At 68.4% G+C, this 25,690-nt stretch carries 24 protein-coding genes and 1 pseudogene; 4 read left to right on the forward strand and 21 right to left on the reverse strand.

The window, feature by feature from the left end:
- The first annotated feature begins 228 nt into the window (after positions 1 to 228).
- Positions 229 to 1,056: a GIY-YIG nuclease family protein gene (locus ASH02_RS02290; protein WP_057294211.1), complete on the forward strand. Its 828-nt coding sequence runs from the start codon at positions 229 to 231 to the stop codon at positions 1,054 to 1,056.
- Positions 1,057 to 1,458: 402 nt separating this feature from the next.
- Here the strand turns inward: ASH02_RS02290 and ASH02_RS02295 are convergent, their stop codons facing one another.
- The 8 genes from ASH02_RS02295 to ASH02_RS02330 all read right to left on the reverse strand — a co-directional run bounded on the left by ASH02_RS02295 (position 1,459) and on the right by ASH02_RS02330 (position 9,483).
- Positions 1,459 to 1,953 carry a hypothetical protein gene (locus ASH02_RS02295; RefSeq protein WP_057294212.1) on the reverse strand — a complete coding sequence of 165 codons (495 nt, stop codon included), beginning with the start codon at positions 1,951 to 1,953 and terminating at the stop codon, positions 1,459 to 1,461.
- 54 nt (positions 1,954 to 2,007) lie between these two features.
- Positions 2,008 to 2,679, reverse strand: coding sequence for a hypothetical protein (locus ASH02_RS02300; RefSeq protein WP_235538947.1), 672 nt, complete (start codon positions 2,677 to 2,679; stop codon positions 2,008 to 2,010).
- Between the two features lie 63 nt (positions 2,680 to 2,742).
- Positions 2,743 to 3,447 (reverse strand): helix-turn-helix domain-containing protein, encoded by a 705-nt coding sequence (locus ASH02_RS02305; RefSeq protein WP_057294214.1) that lies wholly within the window; start codon positions 3,445 to 3,447, stop codon positions 2,743 to 2,745.
- 5 nt (positions 3,448 to 3,452) lie between these two features.
- Positions 3,453 to 4,139: a hypothetical protein gene (locus ASH02_RS02310; RefSeq protein WP_057294215.1), complete on the reverse strand. Its 687-nt coding sequence runs from the start codon at positions 4,137 to 4,139 to the stop codon at positions 3,453 to 3,455.
- Positions 4,140 to 4,153: 14 nt separating this feature from the next.
- Positions 4,154 to 5,632 (reverse strand): type IV secretory system conjugative DNA transfer family protein, encoded by a 1,479-nt coding sequence (locus ASH02_RS02315; RefSeq protein WP_082620774.1) that lies wholly within the window; start codon positions 5,630 to 5,632, stop codon positions 4,154 to 4,156.
- Between the two features lie 34 nt (positions 5,633 to 5,666).
- Positions 5,667 to 6,155 carry a hypothetical protein gene (locus ASH02_RS26870; RefSeq protein WP_235538951.1) on the reverse strand — a complete coding sequence of 163 codons (489 nt, stop codon included), beginning with the start codon at positions 6,153 to 6,155 and terminating at the stop codon, positions 5,667 to 5,669.
- Positions 6,152 to 6,736, reverse strand: coding sequence for an ATP-binding protein (locus ASH02_RS26875; protein ID WP_057294218.1), 585 nt, complete (start codon positions 6,734 to 6,736; stop codon positions 6,152 to 6,154). Before ASH02_RS26875 ends, ASH02_RS26870 begins: the two co-directional genes overlap by 4 nt.
- Before the next feature lie 92 nt (positions 6,737 to 6,828).
- Complete coding sequence (locus ASH02_RS02330; RefSeq protein WP_057294219.1) at positions 6,829 to 9,483, reverse strand: endonuclease/exonuclease/phosphatase family protein; 2,655 nt, start codon at positions 9,481 to 9,483, stop codon at positions 6,829 to 6,831.
- Positions 9,484 to 9,841: 358 nt separating this feature from the next.
- On the opposite strand from ASH02_RS02330, the gene ASH02_RS02335 reads away from it, so the two are divergent.
- From ASH02_RS02335 to ASH02_RS02345, 3 genes are read left to right on the forward strand one after another with little or no spacing between them, the layout of a single operon-like run.
- Complete coding sequence (locus ASH02_RS02335; RefSeq protein ID WP_235538953.1) at positions 9,842 to 10,819, forward strand: tyrosine-type recombinase/integrase; 978 nt, start codon at positions 9,842 to 9,844, stop codon at positions 10,817 to 10,819.
- A gap of 43 nt (positions 10,820 to 10,862) precedes the next feature.
- Positions 10,863 to 11,222 carry a helix-turn-helix domain-containing protein gene (locus ASH02_RS02340; RefSeq protein WP_057294266.1) on the forward strand — a complete coding sequence of 120 codons (360 nt, stop codon included), beginning with the start codon at positions 10,863 to 10,865 and terminating at the stop codon, positions 11,220 to 11,222.
- 38 nt (positions 11,223 to 11,260) lie between these two features.
- Positions 11,261 to 13,054, forward strand: a complete 1,794-nt coding sequence (locus ASH02_RS02345) for a hypothetical protein (RefSeq protein ID WP_057294221.1) — start codon at positions 11,261 to 11,263, stop codon at positions 13,052 to 13,054.
- Between the two features lie 350 nt (positions 13,055 to 13,404).
- Here the strand turns inward: ASH02_RS02345 and ASH02_RS26880 are convergent, their stop codons facing one another.
- From ASH02_RS26880 to ASH02_RS02405, 13 genes and pseudogenes are all read right to left on the reverse strand, one after another.
- Positions 13,405 to 13,605, reverse strand: coding sequence for a hypothetical protein (locus ASH02_RS26880; RefSeq protein ID WP_057294222.1), 201 nt, complete (start codon positions 13,603 to 13,605; stop codon positions 13,405 to 13,407).
- Between the two features lie 58 nt (positions 13,606 to 13,663).
- Positions 13,664 to 13,930, reverse strand: a pseudogene (locus ASH02_RS27450) (SDR family NAD(P)-dependent oxidoreductase); the annotation flags it as partial.
- Between the two features lie 217 nt (positions 13,931 to 14,147).
- A complete protein-coding gene (locus ASH02_RS02355; RefSeq protein ID WP_057294223.1) occupies positions 14,148 to 14,828 on the reverse strand; it encodes a 3-oxoacid CoA-transferase subunit B in 681 nt (226 codons plus the stop codon).
- 6 nt (positions 14,829 to 14,834) lie between these two features.
- Complete coding sequence (locus ASH02_RS02360; protein ID WP_057294224.1) at positions 14,835 to 15,701, reverse strand: CoA transferase subunit A; 867 nt, start codon at positions 15,699 to 15,701, stop codon at positions 14,835 to 14,837.
- 41 nt (positions 15,702 to 15,742) lie between these two features.
- Positions 15,743 to 16,681: a 3-keto-5-aminohexanoate cleavage protein gene (locus tag ASH02_RS02365; RefSeq protein ID WP_057294225.1), complete on the reverse strand. Its 939-nt coding sequence runs from the start codon at positions 16,679 to 16,681 to the stop codon at positions 15,743 to 15,745.
- 11 nt (positions 16,682 to 16,692) lie between these two features.
- Complete coding sequence (gene surE, locus ASH02_RS02370; protein WP_057294226.1) at positions 16,693 to 17,472, reverse strand: 5'/3'-nucleotidase SurE; 780 nt, start codon at positions 17,470 to 17,472, stop codon at positions 16,693 to 16,695.
- A gap of 2 nt (positions 17,473 to 17,474) precedes the next feature.
- Positions 17,475 to 18,938 (reverse strand): pyruvate carboxylase, encoded by a 1,464-nt coding sequence (locus ASH02_RS02375; protein ID WP_057294227.1) that lies wholly within the window; start codon positions 18,936 to 18,938, stop codon positions 17,475 to 17,477.
- Positions 18,935 to 20,296, reverse strand: coding sequence for an acetyl-CoA carboxylase biotin carboxylase subunit (locus ASH02_RS02380; RefSeq protein ID WP_057294228.1), 1,362 nt, complete (start codon positions 20,294 to 20,296; stop codon positions 18,935 to 18,937). Before ASH02_RS02380 ends, ASH02_RS02375 begins: the two co-directional genes overlap by 4 nt.
- Positions 20,297 to 20,303: 7 nt before the next feature.
- Positions 20,304 to 20,819, reverse strand: coding sequence for an acetyl-CoA carboxylase biotin carboxyl carrier protein (locus ASH02_RS02385; protein ID WP_057294229.1), 516 nt, complete (start codon positions 20,817 to 20,819; stop codon positions 20,304 to 20,306).
- Positions 20,816 to 22,645 carry a pyruvate, phosphate dikinase gene (locus ASH02_RS02390; RefSeq protein ID WP_082620777.1) on the reverse strand — a complete coding sequence of 610 codons (1,830 nt, stop codon included), beginning with the start codon at positions 22,643 to 22,645 and terminating at the stop codon, positions 20,816 to 20,818. The genes ASH02_RS02385 and ASH02_RS02390 overlap by 4 nt, the downstream gene beginning before the upstream one ends.
- Positions 22,638 to 23,246 (reverse strand): hypothetical protein, encoded by a 609-nt coding sequence (locus ASH02_RS02395; RefSeq protein ID WP_057294230.1) that lies wholly within the window; start codon positions 23,244 to 23,246, stop codon positions 22,638 to 22,640. The genes ASH02_RS02390 and ASH02_RS02395 overlap by 8 nt, the downstream gene beginning before the upstream one ends.
- A gap of 44 nt (positions 23,247 to 23,290) precedes the next feature.
- Positions 23,291 to 24,859 carry a hypothetical protein gene (locus ASH02_RS02400; RefSeq protein WP_057294231.1) on the reverse strand — a complete coding sequence of 523 codons (1,569 nt, stop codon included), beginning with the start codon at positions 24,857 to 24,859 and terminating at the stop codon, positions 23,291 to 23,293.
- A 37-nt stretch (positions 24,860 to 24,896) separates the two neighbouring features.
- Complete coding sequence (locus ASH02_RS02405; RefSeq protein WP_200959052.1) at positions 24,897 to 25,640, reverse strand: PEP-utilizing enzyme; 744 nt, start codon at positions 25,638 to 25,640, stop codon at positions 24,897 to 24,899.
- Between the last annotated feature and the right edge of the window lie 50 nt (positions 25,641 to 25,690).

Consider the following 25,690-nt stretch of genomic DNA (forward strand, 5'->3'; position numbering starts at 1 on the left):
AGGCGCGGCGAGGCGCGGCGGCGAGAGACGGCATCGTCTGCAGACACAATTGACGACCCCGACGGATCGAGACGATTTCGCTCGAGTCCCCCACGTGGAGTCCGCCGATCGCTTCTGCATGTCGACAACCGACGATGGTTCTCGTGGAAGTGCGGGCGAACGTTTCGGCGACGGCCGAGCAGGCGAAACCTGAAGGTTGAGGTCCGCAGCTCTCCGTAGGATCCGGTCATGCAGCCCATTCCGCTTGCTTCCCTTCTTCCCGGGGACTTTGACCCAGGCACTTGCAAGCTGCACTGCGCGGTCTACAACGGCAAGCACTACCCGATCGACGTCCTGGCCAACGACCCCGAGGAGTGGCGGCGCTGGAACTCATGGCGCGGCCCCAAGGACGATTTCAACCGGCAGTTCGTCTTCTCTCTGGCCCAGGATCGTTACGACCCGACTCTTTGGCTCTTCGGCGGCATCTGGGAGGTTGTAGGCCGGCGTCCCGAGCCCAGGACCTACTCGTACGAAGTCGTGCTGCGCGAGGACCTGATGGGGCCGTTCATACGCCGCCTCTACGTCCGGATGAAGCTGGCAGGACGTCAGCGGCGACGGACTATGGAGTCATGCCTCGACGAGATGACTGTGTCGTCCATCCTCGAGGAGCCGTTCGTGGGAGAACCGTTCCCAGGGCACGATCGCATCAATCACACACTCGCGGACCTCCAGGTGATCGTGAACCAGAAGCGCCCCGACTGGCGAATCGCTCTGGAGCACATGAAGGGCGTCTACGTCATCCACGACCAGGAGACGGGCGCCCGCTACGTGGGGTCCGCCTACGGCGACACCGGCATCTGGCAGCGCTGGAGCACTTACGCCGCAACCCTCCACGGGAACAACGTCGGTCTCAAGGAGCTGCTGGCGGAGAAGGGCGAGGATTACTACCGCGCGAACATGCGGTTCGCTCTCATGGAGTTCTGGTCGATGCGCACCGACGACGGACACGTCTTGGACCGCGAGTCGTACTGGAAGGAAGTCCTCCACGCTCGATCCCTCGGGCACAACAAGAACTAGCGCGCGACTGCCAGCGCGACCGTTCTGGCAGGTCGAGCGGATCATGGCCGTCTCGTCACTGGTCCCTGCCGGAGCTTCGTCAGGCTTAGCCGTGGATCGACACCGCCGCCGCCGCGTCCGTCGCCGTCGGTGTTGTCGTCGGCCACATCAGTGGCGACATGGAGTGTCGGTGCGGGGTGGAACACTCGACAGGCATGGAGATGGACCTCTTGCTATCCCGGCTTCGTCCCTGCCGCGGAGCACCTGTGGGCAGAGGTCCTCTATGCGACTGGGCGCCTCTACTTGGGCGAGCGAACCAGTCTGCTGGCGTCGCTCGACGAGGCTCTGTGCTACGCGGCCGGACTCGCCAGCGACTGACGGCTGGTTGAGGGGCGCCCTGGCTGGTCCCCGGCAACAGGTGACTCAGAACAGCGCCATCTGCGCCTCGTCGACCGACGCCAGCGCGCGGGCGATCCGTTCGTCATCCCAGCCGTCCGCAACCGCGGCTCGCAGCGCGAGCGACCGGCGGTACATCGCCTCTCGGCCGAACATTCGACTGCGGTAGCCGCGCGCACCGCGGCGGCCGTGCTGCGCGATCCGGGAAAGGTTCGCTGCTTGTGTGGACCCTTCGAGGTGATCCAGCAGGGTGCCCTCGGCGCGTACGCAGATCGGGTTGTCACACACGACGTGCTCGACCACCGGGGGAAGGTCGATCGACACTCCCTCGGCAAGCGCCCAGGCCACTCGATGGGGCCTCAGCACCCTCTGGCGACCTTCCCGGGATATCCAAAAGCGCCCGTACCCGTCGTCAGCGATCGCGGCTGTGCCGCCCCCGGCCCACAACCAACAATCGGTCTCCCGAGGGCCCTTCACGACGCGCGACCAGAACCGGTCGACCTCGTCCGCCGTGAGCTGCATGCGGCCAACGTAGACGGCGGCACCGACACTTGGCTGCGGTCCTTGCCGTGGTGCTCAGCGGCCGGTGGCCGGACTGGGGCCCGGGAGGGTGAAGAGTCCTTCGTCCGCTGCCACCGTCGGCGACGGAGCGGTGGTCGGGGCCAGGAGCGCGCCGGTCTGCAGGGCCGTGGATCGGGTCGGCGCGGCCGGTGCGGCTGGTTGCTGGTCGAGGAGCTCGAGGAGGTCCACGGGTTCGTCATCGATGGTGAGCGGGAGCGCGCGCGCGATCGCCGCCTTCTGGCGGTCCCGCACGTCACGCAGTGCGACGAGGTGCTTGCCGTAGGCCTCGTCCCACTCGGCCTGAGCCTCCTGATGCTCCTCGTCGGAGTCGAAGCGTCTGCGCCAGGGCCAGCCGCCGCGTGCATCGCTGAACTCGCTCCAGCTGCGGTTCTCCTCGCGCTCGTTGCGCCGCAGTGTGTCCAGCTCGGTCCGCAGCTCCTGCGGCAGGGTCGCGCCGTACTCTGCGGCCTCGGCCCAGGTCACCTTCAACACGACCGTCGGCCTGATCCGGCGCCAGGCCTTCGCGTCGGTGCCGGCTGCCTTCATCGCCTCGGAGAACCCCGAGTGGTCTTCGAGCCAGACCGCCTTGCGGTTGTAGTTGATCCAGCAGCCTTCCTGCGGTGCCGAACGGCCGCCTTCCAGTGTCCCGCGTTCGCGGAGGCGATCCAGGAGAGCGTCGGCTGCCATTGCGGAGCCCAGTGCACCCAGCAAGTTCTGCTGGTCCCGGTTCAGCATCGCGCTCGGGCCTGCCTACCTGACGGGCGCGGCCGAGACTGCGAGCCGCTGGCCGTCTTCGCCGTGGTGCCGACGGGCGGTCTCGTTGTGGGCCTGGTCGAGGGCGGCCAGCTGCAGCGTTGTGCTGCGCCCGCTCTCGGGGGCGGCGGGGTCCTCGGCGGGGATGCGGGTCGGCTCCGCGTAGTGCTCATCGAGTTGATCGACGATGCGGGAGCACACTGCGTTGAGCCGAGGGTTGTTCGCGACCTTGTTCTGGGCGTACATGACGCTGGTGTGGTCCTTGCCGAAGTAGGCCGCGATCGCCGGCAGGGTCAGGCCTCCGCGCCGGGCTGCCGTCATGGCCACGGCGCGGGCGTCGGTCACCGCGCGGTGGCGGTCGGCGCTGAGCACCGCGTCGCGGGTGGTGCCGAAGGACTGCGCGGCGGTGGCGATCGCGATCGCGCAGATGCCGTCGGGTCCGACGTCGGCCACCTCGCCAGTCGCGGTCTCGGCGGCGTTGACCTGGGTGGCCAGTGCGATCGCGAGCGATCGCAGCTGTTCAGCGTTCATCTGGTCGAGCGTCCGCTCGACGGTGGACTGATTCGCGTTGGCGACCAGCGCGGCGAATGCCGCCGCCTGCTTGGCGGTGAGTTCGCCATCTGGTGCAGCCGCCTCGGCGGGCTGGTCCTGCTGGTCATCGACGAGCCGGAGCCGCCGAGTGCTGTTGTCTGGAGTGGCCATCGCGGCTACCACCTTTCGTGCAGGTCGTCGTGGTCGGGCTTGGCATCGTCGGGTTGAGGGGTGGCCGCGGCCAGTTCACCGGCGCGGTCGACGTCGTCTCGGTAGCGCTGCTTGCGGCCGCGGCGCACCGGCGTGGACGCGTGGCTCTCGTCCCGTTCGCGCCGGGGCCGGGGCTGGTGCTTGCTTGGCTGGCAGCCGTCGCCGAGCCGGTCCCGCAGCCGCTCGAGGAACCCCGGCAGCCCGTAGCGGTGCCAGTCCTCCAGCGCGGCCGGAGTGATGGCGAAGCTCGTGAAATAGCGGCTACAGGCCAGCACCGCCAGGTCGTGCACCAGGTGCGGGTGCGCGGGCCAGCACTCAGGGATCCCGGGGCGGGTCACGTTCCACAGATGCTGCTCGTTGACCCACATCGCGACCAGGTCCAGCCACGCCCACAGTTCGGAGCGCATCAGCCCGGTGCATGTGGCCGGGTCCCACGGCCGCGGCATCTGCGCGAGCTCGCGCAGCTCGTCCTCATCGGCCGGCGGTTCGACGGTGGCCTGCTGCAGCTGCTCCATCGCCGTGCGGATCGTGGGACCGGGCTCGGGAAACGGGCGCACCATCAGCCCGACCAGCGGCATCATCCCGTTGCCCTCCCGCGCGGCGGTCCCACCCGCTGCGCGGGAGGCGACCTGAGAGGGGTGCATCGTCGTCATCGGCTACTCCTCGCCTACTTGGGCATCCCGAGCCGCTGCCGGGTCCTGGCCACCGGCTCGGTCGGCGGCGCCGGGGGCTCCACGGTCACCGGGTGAATGGGCTGTGCGACGGTCTCGGGGCCACGCGCTGCGAGCCGGGCACGCTTCTGCGCGGCCAGCAGCTCCTTGCCGCGCTTGCCGTCGATGCAGCGGTGCAGGTTCGCGATGATCGGGTCGTACATCTCCGCCAGCACCAGGGCCTTGCGCTGCTCGATGCGGCGCAGCTCGGCCGGTTCGAGGATCGGCACCCGCCGCTGGTCAAAGGACCGGTCCATCACGCCGAACAACTCGTGGCCGCGCGCCGAGTACCGGGTCTCGGTGTGGCTGGTCGACCCGATCAGGTCGGAGAGCTCTTGATAGAAGCGGATGTCCTTACCGCCACCGAAGACCACCAGGTTGTTCGACAACCCATAGATGGTGCGGGCCTCGTCCTCGCCGTAACAGACCACGAACTGCCGCCAGGTCTGGGCAGCGAGGATGAAGGAGAGCCCGAGGGCACGTTCGTTGGCCATCCGGGTCGACAGCGTCGGGATCGGCGCGGTCGACGGGAGCTCGTCCAGACAGGCCAGGAACGGAGGGCACAGCCGCCCGTGCGGGGAGGTCTCCCCAAGCCGCTTGGCGGTGTCCAGGATCTGCTCGGTGACTGCCGTCATCAGCGGCGACGCACTCGCGTACGGGTCGTCGCGGCCGAGCAGATAGAGAGTGCCGCCCGCCCGAATCAGGGCCTCGAGGTCGGTCGCAGGTCGCGTCGCGGAGGGCACGCAGCGTTCCCGGATCGAGCGCTGGAAGAACAGCGCCATGGACTGCTGGACGGTGGTGATCGTGTTGCCGGCGGTCCGCTCGTCGCCGTACAGGGCTCCGCGCAGCAGACCGTCCCACAGCGGCTCCGCGGCCGGGTGGGTACGCAGGATCTCCTCGGCCTGCGGGTACTCGCGCGGGCTGGAAACCCACATCAGCACCTCGTCCAACCCGATGCCGGCGATCGCCGCGGCGTGGAAGTAGGCCTGCAGGACCTTGGCGCATTCGCCGGCGTAGAACCGGGCGGCCTGGTCGGAGGACTGAGAGGTGGCGCCCTTGATGGTTCCGTTCGCGAACGCCTTTGCCCGCCGTTCAGCGAGCATCGCGTCCTCACAGCCATTGATCGGGTCCCACACCAACTCCGGGGTGCCGGGGGCGGCGTTAAACGGGTCGAGGACCGCGACCGGTCGGCCGTCGCGCTGCCGGGCCTCCAGGGTGAGGAACAGATCCTCGGGCTTCGTGAGGGTCACAAGCGCGCCACCGGGCGCATCGAGCAGGGCGGGCACCAGCAGGTCTAGGGTCTTGCCGGAACCCTGGGGGCCGATCACGCACGTGGTCCGGTCGAAGGGCACCCACAGTTCGGGTCCGCTGCGCCCGGCCTGGCCGAGCCGCCAGCCCACCTCGTGGGGGTTCACGTGCTTGAGGGCTGTGGTCACGTTGGCTTCCTTTCCGCTGTGCATTTGGGGTCGGCTACTTGCTGCCGACGGGGGTTCGGCGCCCGGAGCGGGCGTAGAGGTCTGGCCGGATCACCGCTGCGCTCTTGCGCAGTCGCGGCACCCCGAGGGCCTCCGCGGCCTGCGTGGGGGTTGCAAGGCCGTGCCGGGAGCCGGTGCCGGTCAGGTCGCGCATCCACATGCCGACAACGACGGCGGCTCCGAGCACCAGGACCTCGCCGAGGAGCGTGAGCACCCACATCACGGCATCCGACGGCAGCGTGTCGGCGACGCCGCGGTGCAGGCCCGCACCGAAGTGGCCGTGCAGCAGCCCGGCGTAGGCGTCCAGGAGGTGCCCGTTCGGCAGCGCGAAGCCCCCTGAGGCGGCCCACGCGACACCGCCCTGGACGACCAACGGCGTGATCAAAAAGAAGAAGAGCCCGGCCAGGAGGACGGCCACCTTGAACTCGCCCGCCGTCGGGGCGACGTTGGTGAACCGGGCGCGCCGGGAACGCTCCATGCTCATCGCGCCACCGCCCATGCACCGGCCGGTGCCTGCCAGCGGTGACACGGGAAGTCCATCGGCCCCCGCTGATCCGGGATGACCGCGACAGTGCCGATCGGCCAGTCCAAGCGACCCTGCCCGTCCAGTACTGCGGCCTCGGCAGGGTCGGCGTGATCGGGTCGGACCAGGCCCAGGCAGTCGATTTCGTTGTCGAGCAGGGCGCGACCGGCCAGGCTGTTGCCGCCGTGAGAGGTCAGGATCGTTCGCGCCCTTCTCAGCGGCAGGAAGGAGATGCGGCTGTCGTCGAGCAGGTCCATGTCGTCGACCACGACCAGACAGGCTCCCGGACCGCAGTCGCGGCCGACCGGGTTCTCCAGCTGGTCGGGGTGCTCGGGCTCGCAGCGCAGGTCTGCCCATTCGCTGGGTGCTTGGGCGTACACGTGGGCATGCCGCCGGGTGTTCGCCAGCCACCACCGGGTGAGGTAGCGCGCGGTGGTGGTCTTGCCTCGGCCGACGTCGCCGACCAGCAGCAGCGGCCGGGCGGTCCTGGTGTCGAACCCGGCGGCCTGGCCGTCGACTGTGGTGCCGATACGTACGTCCATGCTTGGAAAGGCAACCCAGAACGGCGCCGATCGGACACACCAGCGCGACCGATTTCGACTTTCCGCTGCGATCGCCTGTCTTCCGTCGCGGCTTAAGCGGCCACCGCCGGCATCCCGCCCAGGTCAAACGCCTGCTTGGGCAGGGCCCAGGTGACCGAGCCGCCGGGTGTGTGGACGTCGGCGAACCCGACGCAGCCATAGACGCCGTTCGCGCTACAGCCGTAGTCGTTGCCGAAGATCTTGCCGCCGCCCACGTAGATCGCCACGTGGCCGACGCCGTTGCCGGTGTTGTAGGAGACCACGGCGCCCACGGGCGGGAGCGGGTCGAGGCCTGTCCCGTGGGACTGGGCCAGTCCGGCGTTGATGATGCCTTGGGCGACGTCCTGCCCGTTTCCGTAGCCCCGGCCGACGCCAGGGCCGCCGTAGAGCGCGTCGACGACCTTGGGGCACTGGTTGTCGTAGGTGCAGGGAGCACCGCTGGTCCACGACAGCCCGCAAAGGCCGTTGGAGGTGTTCATCATGGCGTCGAGGCGGGCCTTGAGTGCGGCCGAGAGCTCACCGGCGACCTGGATAGGCGAGACGGTGCAGCCGGTGTTGCCGACGTTCGTGGTGTCTCCGCCGGTTGCGGCGACCGCCTGGCGGGCGACGTCGAGGAACTGGTGATAGTCGGTCTTCTCGAAGGGGATCCAGTCGGCGAATTTGGCCTCACCCGACCCGGGTCGAGCGGAGTAGAGCGCGAAGGCGTAGCGGGCGTTGAGGAGCGGGTCGAAGATGTCGGCCTGCGTGTTCCAGCCGGGCACCTTGCCCTTGTGCTGCGCGGAGATCTGCCACAACCCGAAGTGGCTCCCGTTGGTGGCCATCGGATCCCAGGTCGACTCCACACGGGCGATGGCCACCGCGGTGACCAGGTCCTCCCCGCGGAAGCCAGCCTGGTAGGCGGCCGAGGCCGCAACCTTGGCGGCCTCGAGGTTGCCGGTCGCAGCGACCGGCTGGAGCAGGGTGCCGAGGTTCCCGGGGGTCGGGCACGGCGGGCAGCCGGCCGGCCGGGTGCCGATGGTTGCGTTCGTGCCGGGACCGGCACCATTCATGGCCATGCGTGTGAACAACGCGGGGTGATCCGAGTGGACGGCGGCCTGGCTGATCTCCCAGGTCTCGGTGACTTCCACGGGGGCGGCGTAGAAGTTGTAGATGACGCCCGAGTCCTTGGTGTACTGGTAGCCAGCCGCCGCCATTCGTGGCGCGGCCGCGTTCGGTCCGTCGTTGGGGTGGGAGTTCATGTCGCCACCCACCAGCACCGGCCCGTACGGGGCCAGGACGCCGACCAGGTCGATGAGGTAGTCCATGCCGAGGCCGTACTGTTCGGCGCGGCTCATCGACGGGTTCCCCCACTGGCGGGGGAACCGATAAACGTTCGTCATGTGGTGGACCGCGATGACCGAGACGACCGCGCCGTCGGACCGCTGGAAGATGCCCCAGGCGGCGAACCGGTCCCACAGCTTGTTCGTGCCCTTGAACACGGTGTGGTCGTCGTCGACGATCTTGACGCGGCCACCGTCGAGCATCGTCCAGGTGTCCGAGCGCCACATGATCGCGCTCCCCATGGCCTGCCCAGCATCGTTTGCGTCCGCCGGCTGCTCCTCGCGGTAGGCGTCGTAGCCGGGCGCGGCGGAACGCATCTGCGACAGCGGCACGTCCTCGACCTCGTTGAGCGTGATGAAGTCCGGCGACGGGCCGGCGAGGGCGCGGACACCGGGGTTGAAGCCGCCGCGGGTCTTGATGTTGGCGTTCGCGACCAGGACCTGACCGCGGACCGGCCCACCGGGCGTGGCCGTGATGCTGGCGGGCATCACACCCAGACCAGCGCTAGCTCCTGGTCGACCGGACTCTGAGCCGGCCAGCTGGGCGGTGGTGTAGACGAACGGGTGGTCGGTGTAGTTGTGCGCCTTGTCGTTGGTGCTCCGGTCGACCACGGTGCCGGAGAAGGTGACGGCAGGGCTGCCCATGATCCAGTCGATCTGCTGGTCGCTGGGGTTGGCGCTCGACCAGCCCGGACCGGCCACCGACAGGAACAGGCGCTTGAACCGGGCCTTGTCGTTCATGTCGCCGACGAGGAACAGCGGCGTGCTCGGCTCGGCGGCTTGCAGTTTCCCCAACGCCTCGGCCTCGGCGCGGACGGCGGCATCGCGCATCGCGTCCGAGCCGCCGACCGCGTTGGCGGGGTTGTGGGTGTTGAGCACCCAGAGCGACCCGAGTCCTGAAGTGGAGGTGAACCGCACCAGAGGGACCTGGATCATCGGGCCGCCGTACCTGATCGAGACGTAGCGGACCTCGTCGACGTTCCAGGCCGAGGGCTGATAGGCGATCGCGTCCGCGGGGGATGGGTGCCCCCGGCGCTTGCCCGCCACGATCTTCCACGCCCCGTCAGTGGCCTCGAGGAAGGCCTCAGCCTGTGGCGGCTCGAACTCCTGGAACCCGATGATCGAGGCCCCTGAGGCGCCGATCTTGGTCACCATGTTCGGCACACGCTCGCCGTAGGGCCGCTCGCCGGGGTGGGGGTTCTTGTTGTAGTGCGAAGCGCCGCGCCAGTTCAGCGTGCCGATCCCGAAGGACCCGCCCGTGCTTGAGTTGGTCGTGGTGGCGCATGCCGCGCGGACCGCCTCGATGTTCGCGCTCCCCATGCCCAGCATGAGCAGCATCAGTGGAGCGATCAGCACCAGCGGCAGGCCGAGGAGGATGCCCTTCTTCACGACTACCGCCTCTTCACACAGACGCCGAGCGGCTGCAAGTTCGACGCGAAACCGTCAGAAATCCGGCGAACATTCAGGTCACAATCTCTAGGAACTCAGGTTCGATCGGACGCCCGGAGGCCCTGATCTGAGTTCGTGCAGGTCGCGCCGGTTCGACGCTCATCGGCACTTGACTTGAGATGTCGTCACTCTGGCTGACGGATTCGTTGTAGTGTCGACGCATGATCGCCTCGCTTGAAGTCGGTGTCTGATGGGCTTGGTGGCGTTGCCGGGTGGCAGTACTGCTGATCCGGCACTGATAGGTGCGCAGGCGGCCGCGGACTTCGAGCAGGAGCTTGTTGACCAGTACGCGCTGGCGATGTCCGCGGCAGGTCTGACTGACCGCCACATCGGCTCGACCAGGGCGATCGTCATCGAGTTCGCTCGTTCGCTGTCGTCTCCGCTGTGGGAGGCCAGCTGTGGGGACGCGGACGCCTTCTTGGCCCAGCAGCGCCGGCGGGGACTCAGCGTGTCGACCCGGGCGGGCAAGGCGGGCGCGCTGGCGGGTTTCTACGTGTTCGTGATCGCCCGCTACGAGGGCACGATCCGCCGCGCGACTGGTGTCTTGGTCGAGCAGCCGATCGATGAGTTCAATCGCCAGTCGGGGGCGTCGTTGGGCAAGGTCCGGGTGCCGCCCTCGGATGAGGAGATCGACTCGCTGTTCACCGCCTGGCGCGGGTCGGTCACGCAGGCGCGCAAGTACCGGCCGGCGGCTCGCGACTACTTCGCTGCCTCGTTGTGGCGCCGACTCGGGCTGCGGATCAATGAGACCGTCATGCTCGACATCCGCGACTGGCGCCCCGATCTGGGTGAGTTCGGCAAGCTCCACGTGCGCCACGGCAAGGGATCCGGCGGCCGCGGACCCAAGCCACGGCTGGTGCCCGGAATCAACGGCGCGAACCAGTTGATCGACTGGTGGCTGGCCGAGGTCCGACCGCAGTACGGCGAGGATTGGGCCGACCCGGACGCCCCGCTGCTGCCCTCTGAGCGGTTCGACCGCGATCTGGATCGGTGCGGACGCGTCGGCGCGAACGCGCTGCGCCGCGCCCTCGGGATCCAGGTCGACGAGTGGCTCCCGGCGTGGTCGGGACGGATGACGCCACACGTGCTGCGGCACTACTGCGCCTCGTCGCTGTACGCGGCCGGGATGGACATCAAGGCGCTCCAAGAGCTGCTCGGCCACCAGTGGCTGGCCACCACCTCGGGCTACCTCCACGTCCGCAGCGACCACATCGAACGCGCCTGGAACAGCGCGAGCGACCGCATCGAAGCCCGGCTCGGCCTCAGCACCAACTGACTTGACCGAGGAACCCACCGAAGAACCGAAGGAGAGGATCCAGATGAAGTGGAGCCTGCGGCTGCGGGCAGCCGAACGAGGGATCTGGAAGTCCGCGCAACTGCGGCGGATGCTGGCAGATGCCGGGCTCGAGATCTCCGCGGGCAAGATGTCGTCGTGGTGGGCCGGAACCCCGCCGACGATGCGCCTCGAAGAGCTCGACGTGCTGTGCGCCGTGCTCGAATGCACCCCGAACGACCTGATGACACCAGAGCCGGACAAGGTCGCCGCCCGCCGTCCCCGCAACACCGACGCCGCCAACGGCAACGGCGCCAACGGGGATGCGGATACGAACGGCAACAGCGGCACGCCACCGGCGGTCACACCGCGGCTCGGCAAGCCCCGCTCGACCCCACCGCTGTAGCCCCAGTCCGCGCCGACCACGGACACGACGAGGACCGCATGCCCGCGCCCGGCCCCAACGCGGCGTTGCGGCTGCCGCCCAAGTGCAACGCCTGCCAGAGCAACCGCGTCGCGTGGACCAGCCCCCGGGTCGACTTCTGTTATCAGTGCCTGCCCGGCGGCCCGTTCGCAGCGCCACCCTGCAACCGCTGCCGCGCCCGCACCGACTACTTCAGTCAGGGGTTGTGCAGCCGGTGCCATCCTCGCAGCCCCGAGCACATCGGATCCTGCAAGGGCTGCCTGGCCTGGGGCGTCTACCCCCGCCACAACTGGACCTGCTGGTCGTGTCGCTGGTGGCAGAGCCACTACCCGACGGGCACCTGCGCCTACTGCGGCCGCACAGGCCACGTCAGCGACCGGCAAGCCTGTCGCCTCTGCCTCGAGAACGCCCGCCTCGAACAGGAACCCGGCCGCGCCCCTGACCTGGCGAGCGCGAGCACGGACAGTCAGCAGCTGTTCTTCGCCAACATGGTCTTCAAGAGGCGCCCCACGCCGGTGCCCGACTACGTCAGCTGGGATGGCCGGTGGTCGAAGAAGAACAAGAACCAGCTGCCCTACCAACCCGGCGCCAGCTTCGACGGCCACGCTTTCGAGCAGCTGACTCTGTTCGACATGGACCCCGAGCCGGAGGTGCTGCGCCAACGCCTCCTGATCGAGGACAGCGAACTGACGCGCTATTGCGCGGCCATCGTCGCCGACCACGCCCGCCGCTACGGCTGGAGCGTCAGGCAGCGCAATGCCGTGATCCAGTCCCTGCGGCTGCTGCAGATCCTGCGGCCCACTCCCACCGCGAAGGTCCGCGCCAGTGACGTCGTGGCGTTGCGCCGCTACGACGGCACCATCACCTCCACCCTCGACGTCCTCGCCGAAGCCGGGCTCCTGATCGAGGACGTCCCGACCCGGGTTGAGCGGTACTTCAACGCCAAGTTCATCGAGTCCGGAGCCCTCGCCGACACCATGCGGGAGCACCTCCAGCTGTGGCTTCAGATCATGCTCGGCGGATCCCGGCAAGCACCACGCCAGCTGCCCCGCGAACCCGAGACCGTCGAGATCCACATCCAAGGTCTCGCGCCCGTCGTACAGGCATGGGTCGAAGCCGGGCGCCAGTCGTTCGCCGAGATCAGCACCGACGACATCCTGGCTGCCCTTGCGGCCCTGCCCGCCGGTACCAGCCACCGCCACTTCGCCGAGATCGGACTGAGGTCGCTCTTCAAGATCCTCAAGGGCCGCCGACTCGTCTTCACCAACCCCATGAAGGGCATCGACCTGACCCGCGTTCCGACGAACCTTCCACTGCCGCTCGACCCTGCGCTGATCCGCGCCGAGTTGGACTCGCCGAACCCGGCCATCGCGCTCGCCGTCGCGCTGGTGACCTTCCACGGCCTGACCGGCAAGCAGGCCCGTGAGCTGCTGCTGACCGACATCGTCGACGGCCAGCTCCACCTTGACGGCCGCGACATCCCACTCGCCGCACCCGTCAGGAGCCGGCTCGCCGCCTGGCTCGACCACCGCAACCGAACCTGGCCAGCCACCGCGAACCCGCACCTGCTCATCAACCGACGCACCGCCCCGCGGCTCGTCCCCAGCGGCCCGTCCTTTCCCTGGAGGGACAGCCGCGTCCGCCCGCGCGCCCTGCGAGAGGACCGCATCCTCCACGAGATCCACGCCACCGCCGGCGACGTACGCCGCATCTACGACCTCTTCGGACTCAGCGTCGAAGGCGCCACCCGCTACCTCAAGACGATCGAACACCCCGACCTGAGAAACGAGGACCAGCCCGCCAACCGGCCATGACCATGTCCATTCGTACCGCGCGGCGCGGCCAGAGAGTCCTCGCAACATCCTCACGCCACGGATAAGCAACCGCGACGCGCACGAATCGGACACTCTGACGCCACTGACTTTGGTCACGGGCCGCAGCGTGGCGGCTCAGCGTCCCCCTATCCGTCCCCCCGTGCCCTCCCACCCCAGGGGGACGCGGCAGCCCCCGCCACGTTTGCGCAGGTCAAACAGCGTCCCCCCGAAATTCAAGAAAGTTCTTGAGACCCGGTCGCTCGGACGGTAGGAGGAGTCCCGCAAGCGGATCCGCCTGCGGGACGACGTCATTCACCAGTGCGCCGAGCACAGGTCGGCCCGCTTGACAGTCATACGCGGCGGTATGTGGCATCGACCAGTCCGGCGGTGATCACGACGGCGCGATCCGCGATTGCCCAGGCCAACCAGGCCCCACAGGGCTTCCTCTCGCTGCCCACAGCCACCGGCGTGCTCGGACCCTGGCGCCGGCGCACGAACAGGGCGTCGACGCCGACGCTGCGGCCACCCAGCTCGGCGAGCACGGGCGCCATCACCTGGACCTCCGCCGCGATCGCGGGACGCGACCGGGTCAGCGTCGCCCTTGGAGGCGTGGTACTGCGGGCGGTTGTAACCACCGACGATGCCGAAGACCGAGGAGATGTTGATGATGCTGCCGCCGCCGCCCCCGCGGAGGCGTGGGATGACGTGCTTGGTGCACAGGAAGACGGCGTCACGTTCACCGCCATGACTTGGTTGTACTCCTCCAGCGGGACCGACACGTCCACGGGTCAGTCCCGCCAGAAAGGCGCCCAAGCGAGTTGCACGACGCGGCCGAAGCAGGTGGCGCGTGGTGCGGGCGGCCAACAACACGTACATGCCACGCGTCCTGAGTTGAGTCGTGCCTCGCGTACCGCTCGAGCCTCGTTGTTGTCCGGAACGGACGCTGGCCGAGGTATCGGAAGCGAAGCGACTTCCTCTGCAGCACACGCTTGACCGGCCACGCTTGGGTGTCGCGGCCGGCGCCAGGCTGTGGGCTCACGGTCTGGCCGGCGTCTACCTGACGGGATCTGTCGGGCGACGAGCCGGTTTGGTCTCATACCAGCTCGGGGCCGGTCTTCTCCCGCACCTCGTCCTCGGTGACACCGGGGGCGAGCTCGACGAGCTTGAGCGCCCGGTCGCCGAGGGTGCCGGACGGGGCGACCTCACCGGTCGTCGGGTCGATCACGTCGATGACAGCGAGGTCGGTGATGATCCGCTGCACGACGCGCTTGCCGGTGTAGGGCAGGTCGCACTCGTCGAGGATCTTCAGCGACCCGTCCTTGGCGGTGTGCTCCATCAGCACGATCACCCGCTTGGCGCCGTGGACCAGATCCATGGCGCCGCCCATGCCCTTGACCATCTTGCCGGGGATCATCCAGTTGGCGATGTCACCGACCGCGGACACCTGCATCGCGCCGAGGATCGCGGCGTCGATCTTGCCTCCGCGGATCATCCCGAACGACTGCGCGGAGTCGAAGAACGACGCACCCTTGCGCAGCGTCACCGTCTCTTTGCCCGCGTTGATCAGGTCGGGGTCCTCCTCGCCCTCGAAGGGGTACGCCCCCACACCGAGGATGCCGTTCTCGCTCTGCAGCACCAGCTCGACGTCGTCGCCGACGTAGTTGGGCACCAGCGTCGGCAGCCCGATGCCGAGGTTCACGTAGGAGCCGTCCTGCAGCTCCGAGGCGGCCCGGGCCGCCATCTCCTCACGGGTCCAGCCCTTGCGCTCCGCCATCGCCGATCAGCCTCCCAGTCCGTGCGTCGCCGCGTCGTCCACCAGCGCCTCCCGCGATGTGTCGGCGGACGAGTCCGGCCCCGCCGGACGAGGTCGCGTGGTGACCTTCTCGATCTTCTTGTCCGCCGCCTGCTCCGGCGTCAGCTGCACGACCCGCTGCACGTAGACGCCGGGGGTGTGTACGTCGTTGGGGTCGAGCACGCCGGGCTCGACGAGTTCCTCGACCTCGGCGATCGTGACCCGGCCGCACATCGCGGCAAGCGGGTTGAAGTTGCGCGCGGACTGCCGGTAGACCAAGTTGCCGTGCCGGTCGCCCTTCCAGGCGCGCACCAGGCCGAAGTCGGCGACGATCGCCTCCTCCAGGACGTACTCCTTCTCAACAGTCGAGCCGCCCTCCCCGTCACGGACGGAGAACACCTTGGTCTCCTTCGGCGGCGAGGACACGATCACGTTGCCCTCGGTGTCGTACTTCCACGGCAGTCCGCCTTCGGCGACCTGGGTGCCGACGCCGGTGGCGGTGTAGAAGCCCGGGATGCCCGAGCCTCCCGCGCGCATCCGTTCGGCCAGCGTCCCCTGGGGAGTGAGCTCGACCTCGAGCTCGCCGGAGAGGTACTGCCGGGCGAACTCCTTGTTCTCACCGACGTAGGAGGAGATCATCCGCCGCAGCCGCTTCGCGAACAGCAGCCGGCCCAGGCCCCACTCGTCCACACCGCAGTTGTTGGAGACCGCCTCGAGGTCGGTCGTGCCGGCCTCCAGGACCGCGTCGATGAGCACCGAGGGGATGCCGCACAGTCCGAATCCGCCGACCGCGAGCCTCGCCCCGTCCGGGATGTCGGCCACTGCAGCGGCGGCCGAGCTGACCACTTTGTCCATTTGGTTCCTTCCAGGATGTGTGCGTGCCGGTTGGCTCGAGGTCAGAAGCCGACGTTGTCGGCGCCCTTGAGGTCGAGCATCGACCGGGCCTCTTGTGGGGTGGCGATCTCGTGGCCGAGCCCGTGGAGGATGTCGCGGATCTTGGCGACCTGTTGGGCGTTGGACTCGGCGAGCTCGTGGTAGCCGATGTAGAGGCTGTCCTCCAGGCCGACTCGTACGTGCCCGCCGTGTGCTGCGTTGGTGGTGGCGAACGGAATCTGGTGACGTCCGGCGGCGAAGACGGACACCACGGTCTCTTTCCCGAGGAGCCGATCCGCAGTGTCGAGCATGTGGGTCAGGTGCGAGGGGTGGGCGCCGATGCCGCCCTTGATGCCGAAGATCATCTGGACGAAGAACGGCGGCTTGGCCAGCCCGAGCTCGGCGAAGTGGGCAAGCGTGTAGAGGTGTCCGATGTCGTAGCACTCGAACTCGAAGCGGGTGCCATGCCCCTCGCCCAGGTCTTGCAGGATGCGCCCGATGTCGCGGTAGGTGTTCTTGAAGATCGTGTCGTCGCTGGCGAGGAGGTAGGGCAGCTCCCAGTCGTGCTGCCACTGGTCACGGTTCGAGGCCATCTGCGAGAAGACGAAGTTCATCGAGCCCAGGTTGAGTGAGCACAGCTCGGGCTTCGCGCGCAGCGGGGCGGCCAAGCGCTCCTCGAGGGTCATCTGAACGCTGCCGCCGGTGGTGAGGTTGATGACGGCGTCCGTCTGGTCGCGCAGCGCGGGAAGGAAGCGCATGAAGACGTCCGGGTCGGGCGTCGGGCGGCCGGTCTTCGGGTCTCGGGCGTGGAGGTGGAGGATCGCGGCGCCCGCCTCGTGCGCGTCGCGGCCCGAAGCGATGATCTGCTCAGGGGTGATGGGCAGGGCCGGCGACATGCTGGGCGTGTGGACCGCACCGGTCACGGCGCAGGTGATGATCGTCTTGTTCCGTCGTTCGGCCATCGTGGTCTCCTTCAGCTGGCGGTTGCGGGGCTGGCCAGCAGGTCGCGCAGGCGGTCGTTGAGGGCGGGCGCAGTGAGGTCCATCGACAGGGCCGTGACAGCGACCCGGCCGTCGGCCACGGCGTAGAGGTCGGTGTCGGGTTCCTGCTCGCCGGGGTCGTAGCGGACCTTGACCCAGTAGTAGGGGATGTTGCGGCCGTCGAGGCCGCCCAGGGGCGTGAACGTTCCCGGGTTGCGCTGGCCGAGTCGCGTGACGTGCGGTCGGCCGTCGTCGCTGATGCTTACCGGGAAGTTGACGTTGACCACCTGACCTGGCGCCCACTCCATGTCGAGGAGGCCGCGGAGGAGTCCTGGTGCGGCCGCTTCGGAAGATGCGAAGTCGGGCTTCTGCCCGAGAGTCCTCTTCTGGCTGAGAGCGACAGCCGGGACACCGAGGATGGCGGCCTCCATGGCGGCGCCCATGGTGCCGGAGTACGTCATGTCCTCTCCGAGGTTCTCACCGTGGTTGATGCCGGACAAGACGATGTCGGGTCGTTCGTCCATCAGCTCCCAGTAGGCGAGCAGCACGCAATCGGTGGGTGTCCCGGACACCGCGAACCGACGGTCGTCCAGCTGTCGGGCACGAACCGGCTTGTCGAGGGACACCGAGTGACCCCCGCCGGAGTTCTCGTGCTGCGGTGCGACGACCCAGATGTTGTCGGTGAACTCGGCCACCTGCCGTTCGAGCAGTGCCAGCCCCTCGGCCTGGATCCCGTCGTCGTTGACCAACAGCACCCGCGGTCCCCCGGCCATCCTCAGTACCCCTTCTTGTGGAGCTCGACGTTCATCTGCCCGATCGCCATCTGCAGCGACGGGGCGCGGACGGTCTTGATGAGGTCGACGACCTGTCCCATCTCCGGTGAGCTCAGGAGCGGAAAGACCGTCGCGAGGGGACCGGCTTCACGCATGCGCTGGAGGTCCGTCTCCGGCACGAGGGCGCGCAGCAGCAGCTCGTCGTCGTCATCGGTTCCGTGGCGCTTGCGGAGCTCCTCGATCGTGGGCTGCTCCGGCGGGTTCGCCGAGAGCTCCTTGGCGCGCGTGGTGGAGAGGATCTTGTCCTGCACGTCGGGGTCGATCGGGGCGACCATCTCGCCGTAGTGGCCGGCGGCGTACCAGACCACCTCATCGCTGACTCGCTTGTACCGCTCGCCGGTGACGACGTTGAGCACGGCCTGGATGCCGACGATCTGGCTGAACGGCGTCGCCATCCCGGGGTAGCCGAGCTCGCGGCGTACCGTCGCGGTCTCCCACAGCACCTCCTCGAGCCGGTCGACCATGTTGTGCTGGGCCAGGTTCTGGCGAAGGGTGCCCACCATGCCGCCGGGGATCTGGTGCTGGATGGCGAGCGCGTCGTACTCGTTGTTGAGGTGCACGGGCCAGCCGGTGGTCCGACCGACCTTCTCGAAGTGCTCGGCCACGGGCGCGAGAAGGGCGGTGTCGACTCCGTGGGTGTGGCCGAGCAGCGACAGGTTGTGGCACGTCATCTGCGTCGACGGCACCGCCGGCCCGTTGGCCAGCGGCTTGTTGCTGGTGTGCAGCACGGTGACGCCCAGGTCGACGGCGTCGAGGTATGCCTTGCCCGACTGGCCGAGGATGTTGTTCGCGTGGATCTCGATGGGCTTGCCCTGCGAGACCGCGACGAGGGCCGGGATCAGGGTGCTGAGCCGCTCCTTCTCCAGGACGCCGGCGGTGTCGTAGACGAGGATGGAGTCGATGTCCGGCGACGCGGCGAGCTGTCGTGCCTTGTCGGCGTAGTACTCGTCGGTGTGGACCGGCGAGAGGGTGAACATGAGCGCGCCCGCGCAGGTGGACCCGAACTCCTTGGCGACCCCAGCGAGGCGAAGCATCTTGTCGATGTTGAACAGCACGTCGTAGACCCAGGTGCTGCGGATGCCGTGCACGTTGAGCTGGCGCATCCACGCATCCATCAGCGCATCGGGGGTGATCCCGAACGTGACCGAGGCGTTGGACCGCATGCCGGCGCGCTTGGGGGTGTTCGGCATCGCGGCAACCATGGCGTCGAGACCGTGCCAGGGGTTCTCGCGCATCGTTCGCACGAGGACCTCGAACAACGAGGAGGCGGTCAGGTCGATGGTGTCGAACCCGGTGCGGTCGGTGATCGGCGCTACCGGCAGGGCCATGCCCGCTGTCATCCGCATCCCCCAGACGGCCTGCTGTCCGTCGCGGAACGTGGTGTCGAGGATCTGGACGTGCGTCATGGGGTGTTCCTCCCGATCAGGGTGGTTGCGGCGGAGTCGAGCCACCGCGTGCTGGTGGTGTTGTCGATGAAGTCGCGAGCGCGCACCAGCTCACGCAGGAGCGGGATGTTGGTGTGGATGCCCTCGACGTGGAAGTCCTCGAGCGCCTCGGCCAGCCGTGCGATCGCCGCTGGCCGGTCCTCGGCGGTGACGATGAGCTTGGCGATCATGCTGTCGTAGTACGGAGGCACGAACGAGCCGGCCTCGACCGCGGAGTCGAGACGGATCCCGTCGCCCTCGGGCGCTTCCCAGCGGGTGATGCGACCGGGTGAGGGGCGGAAGCCGTCCGCGGGGTCCTCGGCCAGGATCCTGACCTCGATGCTGTGACCGCGCTGGTGGATGCGCTCCTGGTCCCAGTGGAACTCCTCGCCCGAAGCGATGATGAGCTGGAGGTCGACGAGGTCGATGCCGTTGACCTCCTCCGAGACGGGGTGCTCGACCTGGAGTCGTGCGTTGACCTCCATGAAGAAGAAGTCGTCGGTGTCGGGGTCGTAGAGGAACTCCACCGTGCCGGCTCCGCGGTAGTCGATCGCCCGCAGCAGCGCGACGGCTGCCTCGTGCAGGCGGGCGCGAGTATCCGCGGCGAGGAGCTGCGCGGGAGCCTCCTCGACCATCTTCTGGTGGCGTCTCTGGATGCTGCAGTCGCGTTCGCCGAAGTGCACCACCTGCCCGGTGCCGTCGCCGAAGACCTGCACCTCGAGGTGACGGGCCCGCTCGACGAAGCGTTCGAGGTACAACCGACCGTCACCGAAGGCCTGCTCGGCCTCACGGGCCGCGGTGTCGAAGGTGGCCGCCAGCTCCTCGGCGTCGTGGGCGATCTTCATGCCCCGTCCGCCGCCGCCGGCCGAGGCCTTGGTGATGACCGGGTAGCCGATGCCGGCGGCGATCTCGAGCGCGTCCTCGACGGTCTTGACCTCCAGGCTGCCGGCAGCCATGGGCACACCGGCCTTCCGTGCAACCTCCCGGGCGCCGAGCTTGTCGCCGATGCCTCGAATGGTCTCCCCGCGAGGGCCGACGAACACCAGTCCAGCCTCCTCGACGGCGTCGGCGAAGTCGGCCCTCTCCGAAAGGAACCCGAAACCGGGGTGCACGGCCTGGCAGCCGGTTGCGATCGCGGTGTGGATGAGGAGCGGGATGTTGAGGTACGACGCTGCCGCGGCCGGAGGGCCAATAACGACCGTGCGGTCGACACGTCGTGCGGCGAGGCTGTCCCGGTCTGCTTCCGAGGCCGCGAGCACCGTCTGGACTCCGCGCTCGCGGGCGGATCGGGCGACGCGCACGGCGATCTCGCCGCGGTTGGCGATCAGCAGGCGCTCCATTGTCTCCTCACTCCCCGTGGGGGCGGACCACGAACAGCGGCTGCCCGTGCTCGACCAAGGCGGCGTCGTCGACAAGCACCTGGACGATGACGCCGTCCACTCCCGCCTCGACGGCCGTGTAGAGCTTCATGACCTCGAGCAGGCACAGCTGCGAGGACGCGGTCACGTCCGAGCCGACCTCGACGTAGGGGTCCGCTCCGGGCTTCGGCGAGCGGTAGAAGGTGCCGAGGCTGGGCGCTCGGACGACGACGCCCTCAGCGAGCTCGTCGCCGTGGTCGCCGGCACCCGTGTCGTCTCCCCCGGCGGCGGGTGTCGTTGCGGCGGCCGCTGTCGGCGCTGGGGCAGGTGCGGCGGCTGGTGACGCAGCCGTTGCGGTGGCTCCGGGTGTGGAGACGGCTCGTTCGGAGCGAGGCGACTTGTTGACGTGGAGACGGAAGTCGCCTGCGTCGATTTGCAGTTCGTCCCAGTCGGACTCGTCGAAACGGGCGAGGACCACCTGGACGTCGTCCATGGTCGGCTTCATCGTGGTTGACCCTTCGTGTCTGTGGGTGAGTTGGTGGATGTCGGTGCTGTCGGGTCGGGCTGGCCCGGCGCGGTGTGGTGGACGGCGGCTAGCAGGGCCGGGAGGACCGGGTCGGTGACGATCCGGGAGACACCGGCGTCGATGGCAGCGGCGACTGCTTCGGGCGATCCGGCCGCGCCGCCCCTGATGGCCTGGGTGGGTGGAAGCCCGGCGATGGTCGCGGCGACCTGTTCAGGGTCGATGCCTCCGGGAGTGTTCGCGAGGTCGACCACGTCGTCGGCGTCGAGTCCTTCGGCGGTCGCCGTGATGGAGATGGGTGAGAGCGTGCGGGCCCAGGCGATGACGGTGCGGAGGTCGTCGGAGTCGTCTTCGCGGGGGACGTGGACAGGCAGCTCGCCGGCGTACACAGTGCCGGTGGCGCCGTCGACGGTGACGATGCTGCCGACGTGTGGGGCCAGGCTCCCGGCTCCGCAGCCCACCACGCACGGGAGGCCGAGTGCGCGACTGACGACGGCGGCGTGGGATGTGCTCCCGCCTTCGTCGGTGACGACTGCTCGCGCAGCGAGCATCCCACCGAGGTCTTCGGGGCTCGTCGTCGGGCGGGCCAGGATGACGGCGACGCCGTCGGCGGCGAGGGAGATGGCTTGGTCCGGGTCGTCGACGACCTGCCCGATGCCGACGCCGGCGCACGCGCTCTCGCCGCTGGCCACGGGCGGGTCGCTCTGGTTGGTCGTCGCCAGTCGGGGCGCGACCAAGGACCTCGCTTGCGAGGGGGTGAGCCGGCGCACCGCGGCGTCGATGGAGAGCACGCCTTCCTCGACCAGGTCGATCGTCGACCGCAGGGCGGCCTGGGGGGCGAGCTTCGCGGTGCGCGACTGGAGCAGGTAGAGCTGCCCGCTCTGGACGGTGAACTCGACGTCCTGGACTTCGCGGTTGGCCTGTTCCAGCGTCTGGGCCGCCGCCAGCAGCTCACTGTGCAGCGCCGGGTTCTGGTCGGCCAGGTCGCTGAGTGGCTGCGGGGTCACGCGACCGGAGACGACGTCTTCGCCCTGTGCCCGGCGTAGGTACTCGCCGTAGACCTGCTTGGAGCCATCCAGGGGGTTGCGTGAGAACAGCACACCCGTGCCGGAGTCCTCCCCGAGGTTGCCGAACACCATGGCCTGGACGGTCACCGCGGTCCCCAGGTCGTCCGAGATGCCTTGGTGGGCGCGGTAGCGGCGTGCCCGTCGCGAGTTCCAGGACTTGAACACGGCCTCGATCGAGGCCATCAGCTGACCCTGTGGATCCCACGCGACGTCGGGTCGCGCGGTGGAGACGCTCGCACGGACCGCGGCCGGGGAGTCCGCGCGGTGGTCGTGCGGGTCCAGGCCCAGAACGACGTGACTGAAGAGCTCCAGGAACCGGTGGTGGGTGTCGCGGGCGAACGAGGCGTCCCTGCTCTCGGTGGCCAGTGCCGCCTCCACCTCGTCGGTCATGCCGAGGTTCAGGACGGTGTCCATCATCCCGGGCATGGAGATGGCCGCACCCGAGCGCACCGAGAGCAGCAGCGGCGTAGGGCCGACACCGAACTGGCGTCCTGTCGAGTGCTCGAGGTCCGCAAGGCCCTCGAGCACCTGTGCCCGCAGCCCTTCGGTGAGCTCGCCGGCCTCGTGGAAGTGACGGAACCCGTCGGTGGTGACCACGAACGCGGGCGGGACCCGCAGGCCTAGCGACGTCATCCGCGCCAGGGACCACGCCTTGCCGCCGACCAGGTTGCGGTCGGGCAGGCCGGTGGAGTCCGCGAGCCGGTGCGTGTAGGACCTGGTCGGGAAGGCTGCGCTACTCAACGCGCACCTTGCCCAGCATGCAGAGCAGGTCCTCGTGCATCTCGAACCACACCGTGTGGAAGCTGGGGAGGTTGACGTCGCTGACCCACTGCCGATCTCCTTGCTCGGCCTTGTGGAGCGCGGCGTCGAGCTTGTCGGCGTAGCGCTGCAGCCGCGGGACGACCGTGCACATCTCCTGCAACGTCGGCTCGAAGCGTTCGTGGAGCGTTCCCAGCCGGTCGATCACCTTCTCGTCGTAGGCCGCGTCCGAGTGGTCGTTGGTGACAGCCTCTCCAGACGGCAGTTGGCGCACCTGCCAGCTGGTGATGAGTGCCTTGACCTCTTCGTTGACGCGCTCGAACCGTTCGTATGCGGCGAGGAACGGTTCGCTGCTGCGGACGTCCGCGAAGTGGCGGGAGTACTCGCCCTTGACGATCATTCGGCCTCCGGGCATGAGGGTGTACTTCCCGTTGAGGTCAGCGACGCGGCCCGTGGTGACGTTGGCCGCGAGGACCTCCTCGACCCTCGTGGGGTCATCGCCGATCGCGTCGGCGACCTCCTCCGCGGTGGCGTGCCTCTTGACCGCGAGCCCGTGCAGGACCAGGTGCTCGTCCGCTCTCATGTCTTCTCCTCCATGTGCGAAGTGTCGGTGTCAGCCAGCTGGGGTCACTCGGACCGGAGACGCTCGACGTCGTCGCGGCGCAGCCCGGCGCCCTTGCCGGCCAGCACCCGGGACTGCTCCTGGTCGACCTCGTAGAGCGAGGCTGCCAGTGGGGTGTCGAAGTTGTACTTCACCCATGCGTCGTCGAGGTAGCGCAGGTCCTCGCCGGCCAGGCGCGGCGTGAAGTCGCGCGTGGCCTGGTTGAGCTCGTCGGCCGTCATGGTCCCGCGGGTGGTCCAGTAGCGGTCGACCTTTTCGGGGAGGTAGGTCACTCCGGGGCTCAGGTCCGCGCCCACGGACGGCACGTAGTCGTCGTCCTCGGCTTGCAGGACGGTGTACGGGATGGGCGAGTAGGTCCGCTTCGGCAGTCCCGAGTGCCGCATCATCTGGTACTCGTTCTGCTGGTGGCTGTTGAGCGAGAGCGGCACGAACAGAGCGCCGAGGATCTCGTTGCCGTACTCGTCGTTGAGCAGGACGCGGAACCGGTCGGCGCGCTCGTCGATTGTGAACCAGTCCTTCTGGTCGTACACGCCAGCGACGTGGGCGAAGTCCCGGATGATGGCGAAGTAGGTGAAGGCGCCGGCGTCCATCAGCTGCTCGCGCTGGTAGCCCGCCAGACGCTCCCACAGCTTGGTGGTGACGTCCTTGAGCTTCTGCGCGTAGTCGTTGAGGGTCTGCGTCAGCTCCTCGCGCGATCCCATGCCGACGGGGATGTGGGTCTCCGAGAGGTCGTCGGAGGTGTAGAGCCCGACCGTGACCAGGTTCTCCGCCTTGTACTCGGGCTTGGCCTCGTAGCTGCCCCAGTCGTCGACGATGTAGAAGTGAGTGTCCTTGACGCCCGTGGCCAGGGTGAGTCGGCTGAACGGGAGCTCGTCGGCGATATTGTCGAGCCAGGGCAGGTCGCCCTGGCCGAGGTCGAAGAACTCACGCACGAGAAGCTCCCGGTCCTCGCCGAGGTTGTACGGGCCGTGGTTGGTCATGCAGACACGGCTCTCGCACGCGATGAGGACGGCGTACTGGCTGATGGCGGCGGTGAAGTTGATCGCAGCCTCGTGCAGCTCGTCACCCTCGGCACAGTCGAACATGTCCGCGTGCATGACCTGCACCTGCCGCTCGGGCAGCACCTGCGAGCGGTGTCCACCCTCGAGGTTCGTCAGGTGACCGTCGTCGCGGCGCCAGGCCAGCTGGTAGCGGCGCCAGAAGTCCAGGACGTAGGCGACGTCCTCGGCCGCGTCCTGCGGCCGGATGACGCCCATGTTGATGAGCATCTCGCGTCCGAGCAGGTAGAAGTTCGGCATGCACCAGTTGGTGCCCATCGACTTGAGCTTGGAGTTGGTGTTGCGAATGCGGTCGGCGATCTCCTCGGGCGGCATGGCCGCCTCGACCTTCCGCAGCAGCGCGGGGTAGCGGTAGAAGGCGTTGAGGTACCCGAGCATCACGTAGGCGGAAACGGGGAAGAACTTGGACTCCTGCACGGTGCGGGTGATGCCGAGGAAGAGCGTCTCCTCCCCCTGGCAGCGCATGATGTTGTTGGTCTGGAGCAGGTCTGCGTAGCTGAGCTTGGTGGCGGCCATCGTGGACTCCTTGGTCACGGTCGGTCGGGAAGGATGGTCAGGACGAGGAGGCGTGCTTCCAGACGGGCACGGACATCTCGCGCCCTTCCTGGTAGGCCTCGGTCGTCTTGGCAGCGCCGGACACTCCGACCTCGACGGTGTCGCCGTTGACGATCCCGGAGATCTTCGAGTTCATCACGCACGGGATCCCGTACTCGCGCGTGAGGATGCCCAGGTGGGAGCGGACAGTGCCGCCCGCGCAGACGATGCCGGTGAACTGCTCGATGATCGGCGCGGTGAGCGTGCCGCCCGAGTCGTCGATGATCGCGACCGTGTTCGCCGGCACGCCCTCACGCAGACCGGTCATCACGTCGTCGATGGAGCGGTAGTAGCGCGCCGTGCCGATGACGTTCTTGGCGTAGGTCGCGACGTTGTCGCCCTGCCCGACCTGCGCCCTGCCGTCCTCGAGCTCGCTCGTGACCGCGTCGGCGTGCTCGAACGAGAACGTGTCCGAGGTCGCGTCCGCGCCGGCGATCGGCGAGTAGGCCTCCGGTCGCTCGATGAACGAGATCACCGCAGAGGTCTGATAGCGGTAGCCGCTCTCCACGACGCTCTTCTCGATCGCCGCGATGGCTTCTGGGGTGATGAACTCGTACTCCTTGGAGAATACGAACTCCTTCCAGGAGACGCCCGCCTTGTCGAGCGAGGACCGTACGAGGTCCTTCATCGCGGCGTGGAACGCCTCGACCACGACCGGGCCTTCGTGGGACTCGAACTTGTCGGTGTCCGTATACAGCTTCACCATCTGTCCTTTCCGTTGTGCTGACTCTCCGAGCCAGCCCGCAAGGGCTT

The sequence above is a fragment of the Nocardioides sp. Soil796 genome, assembly GCF_001429525.1.
GTDB lineage: Bacteria > Actinomycetota > Actinomycetes > Propionibacteriales > Nocardioidaceae > Nocardioides.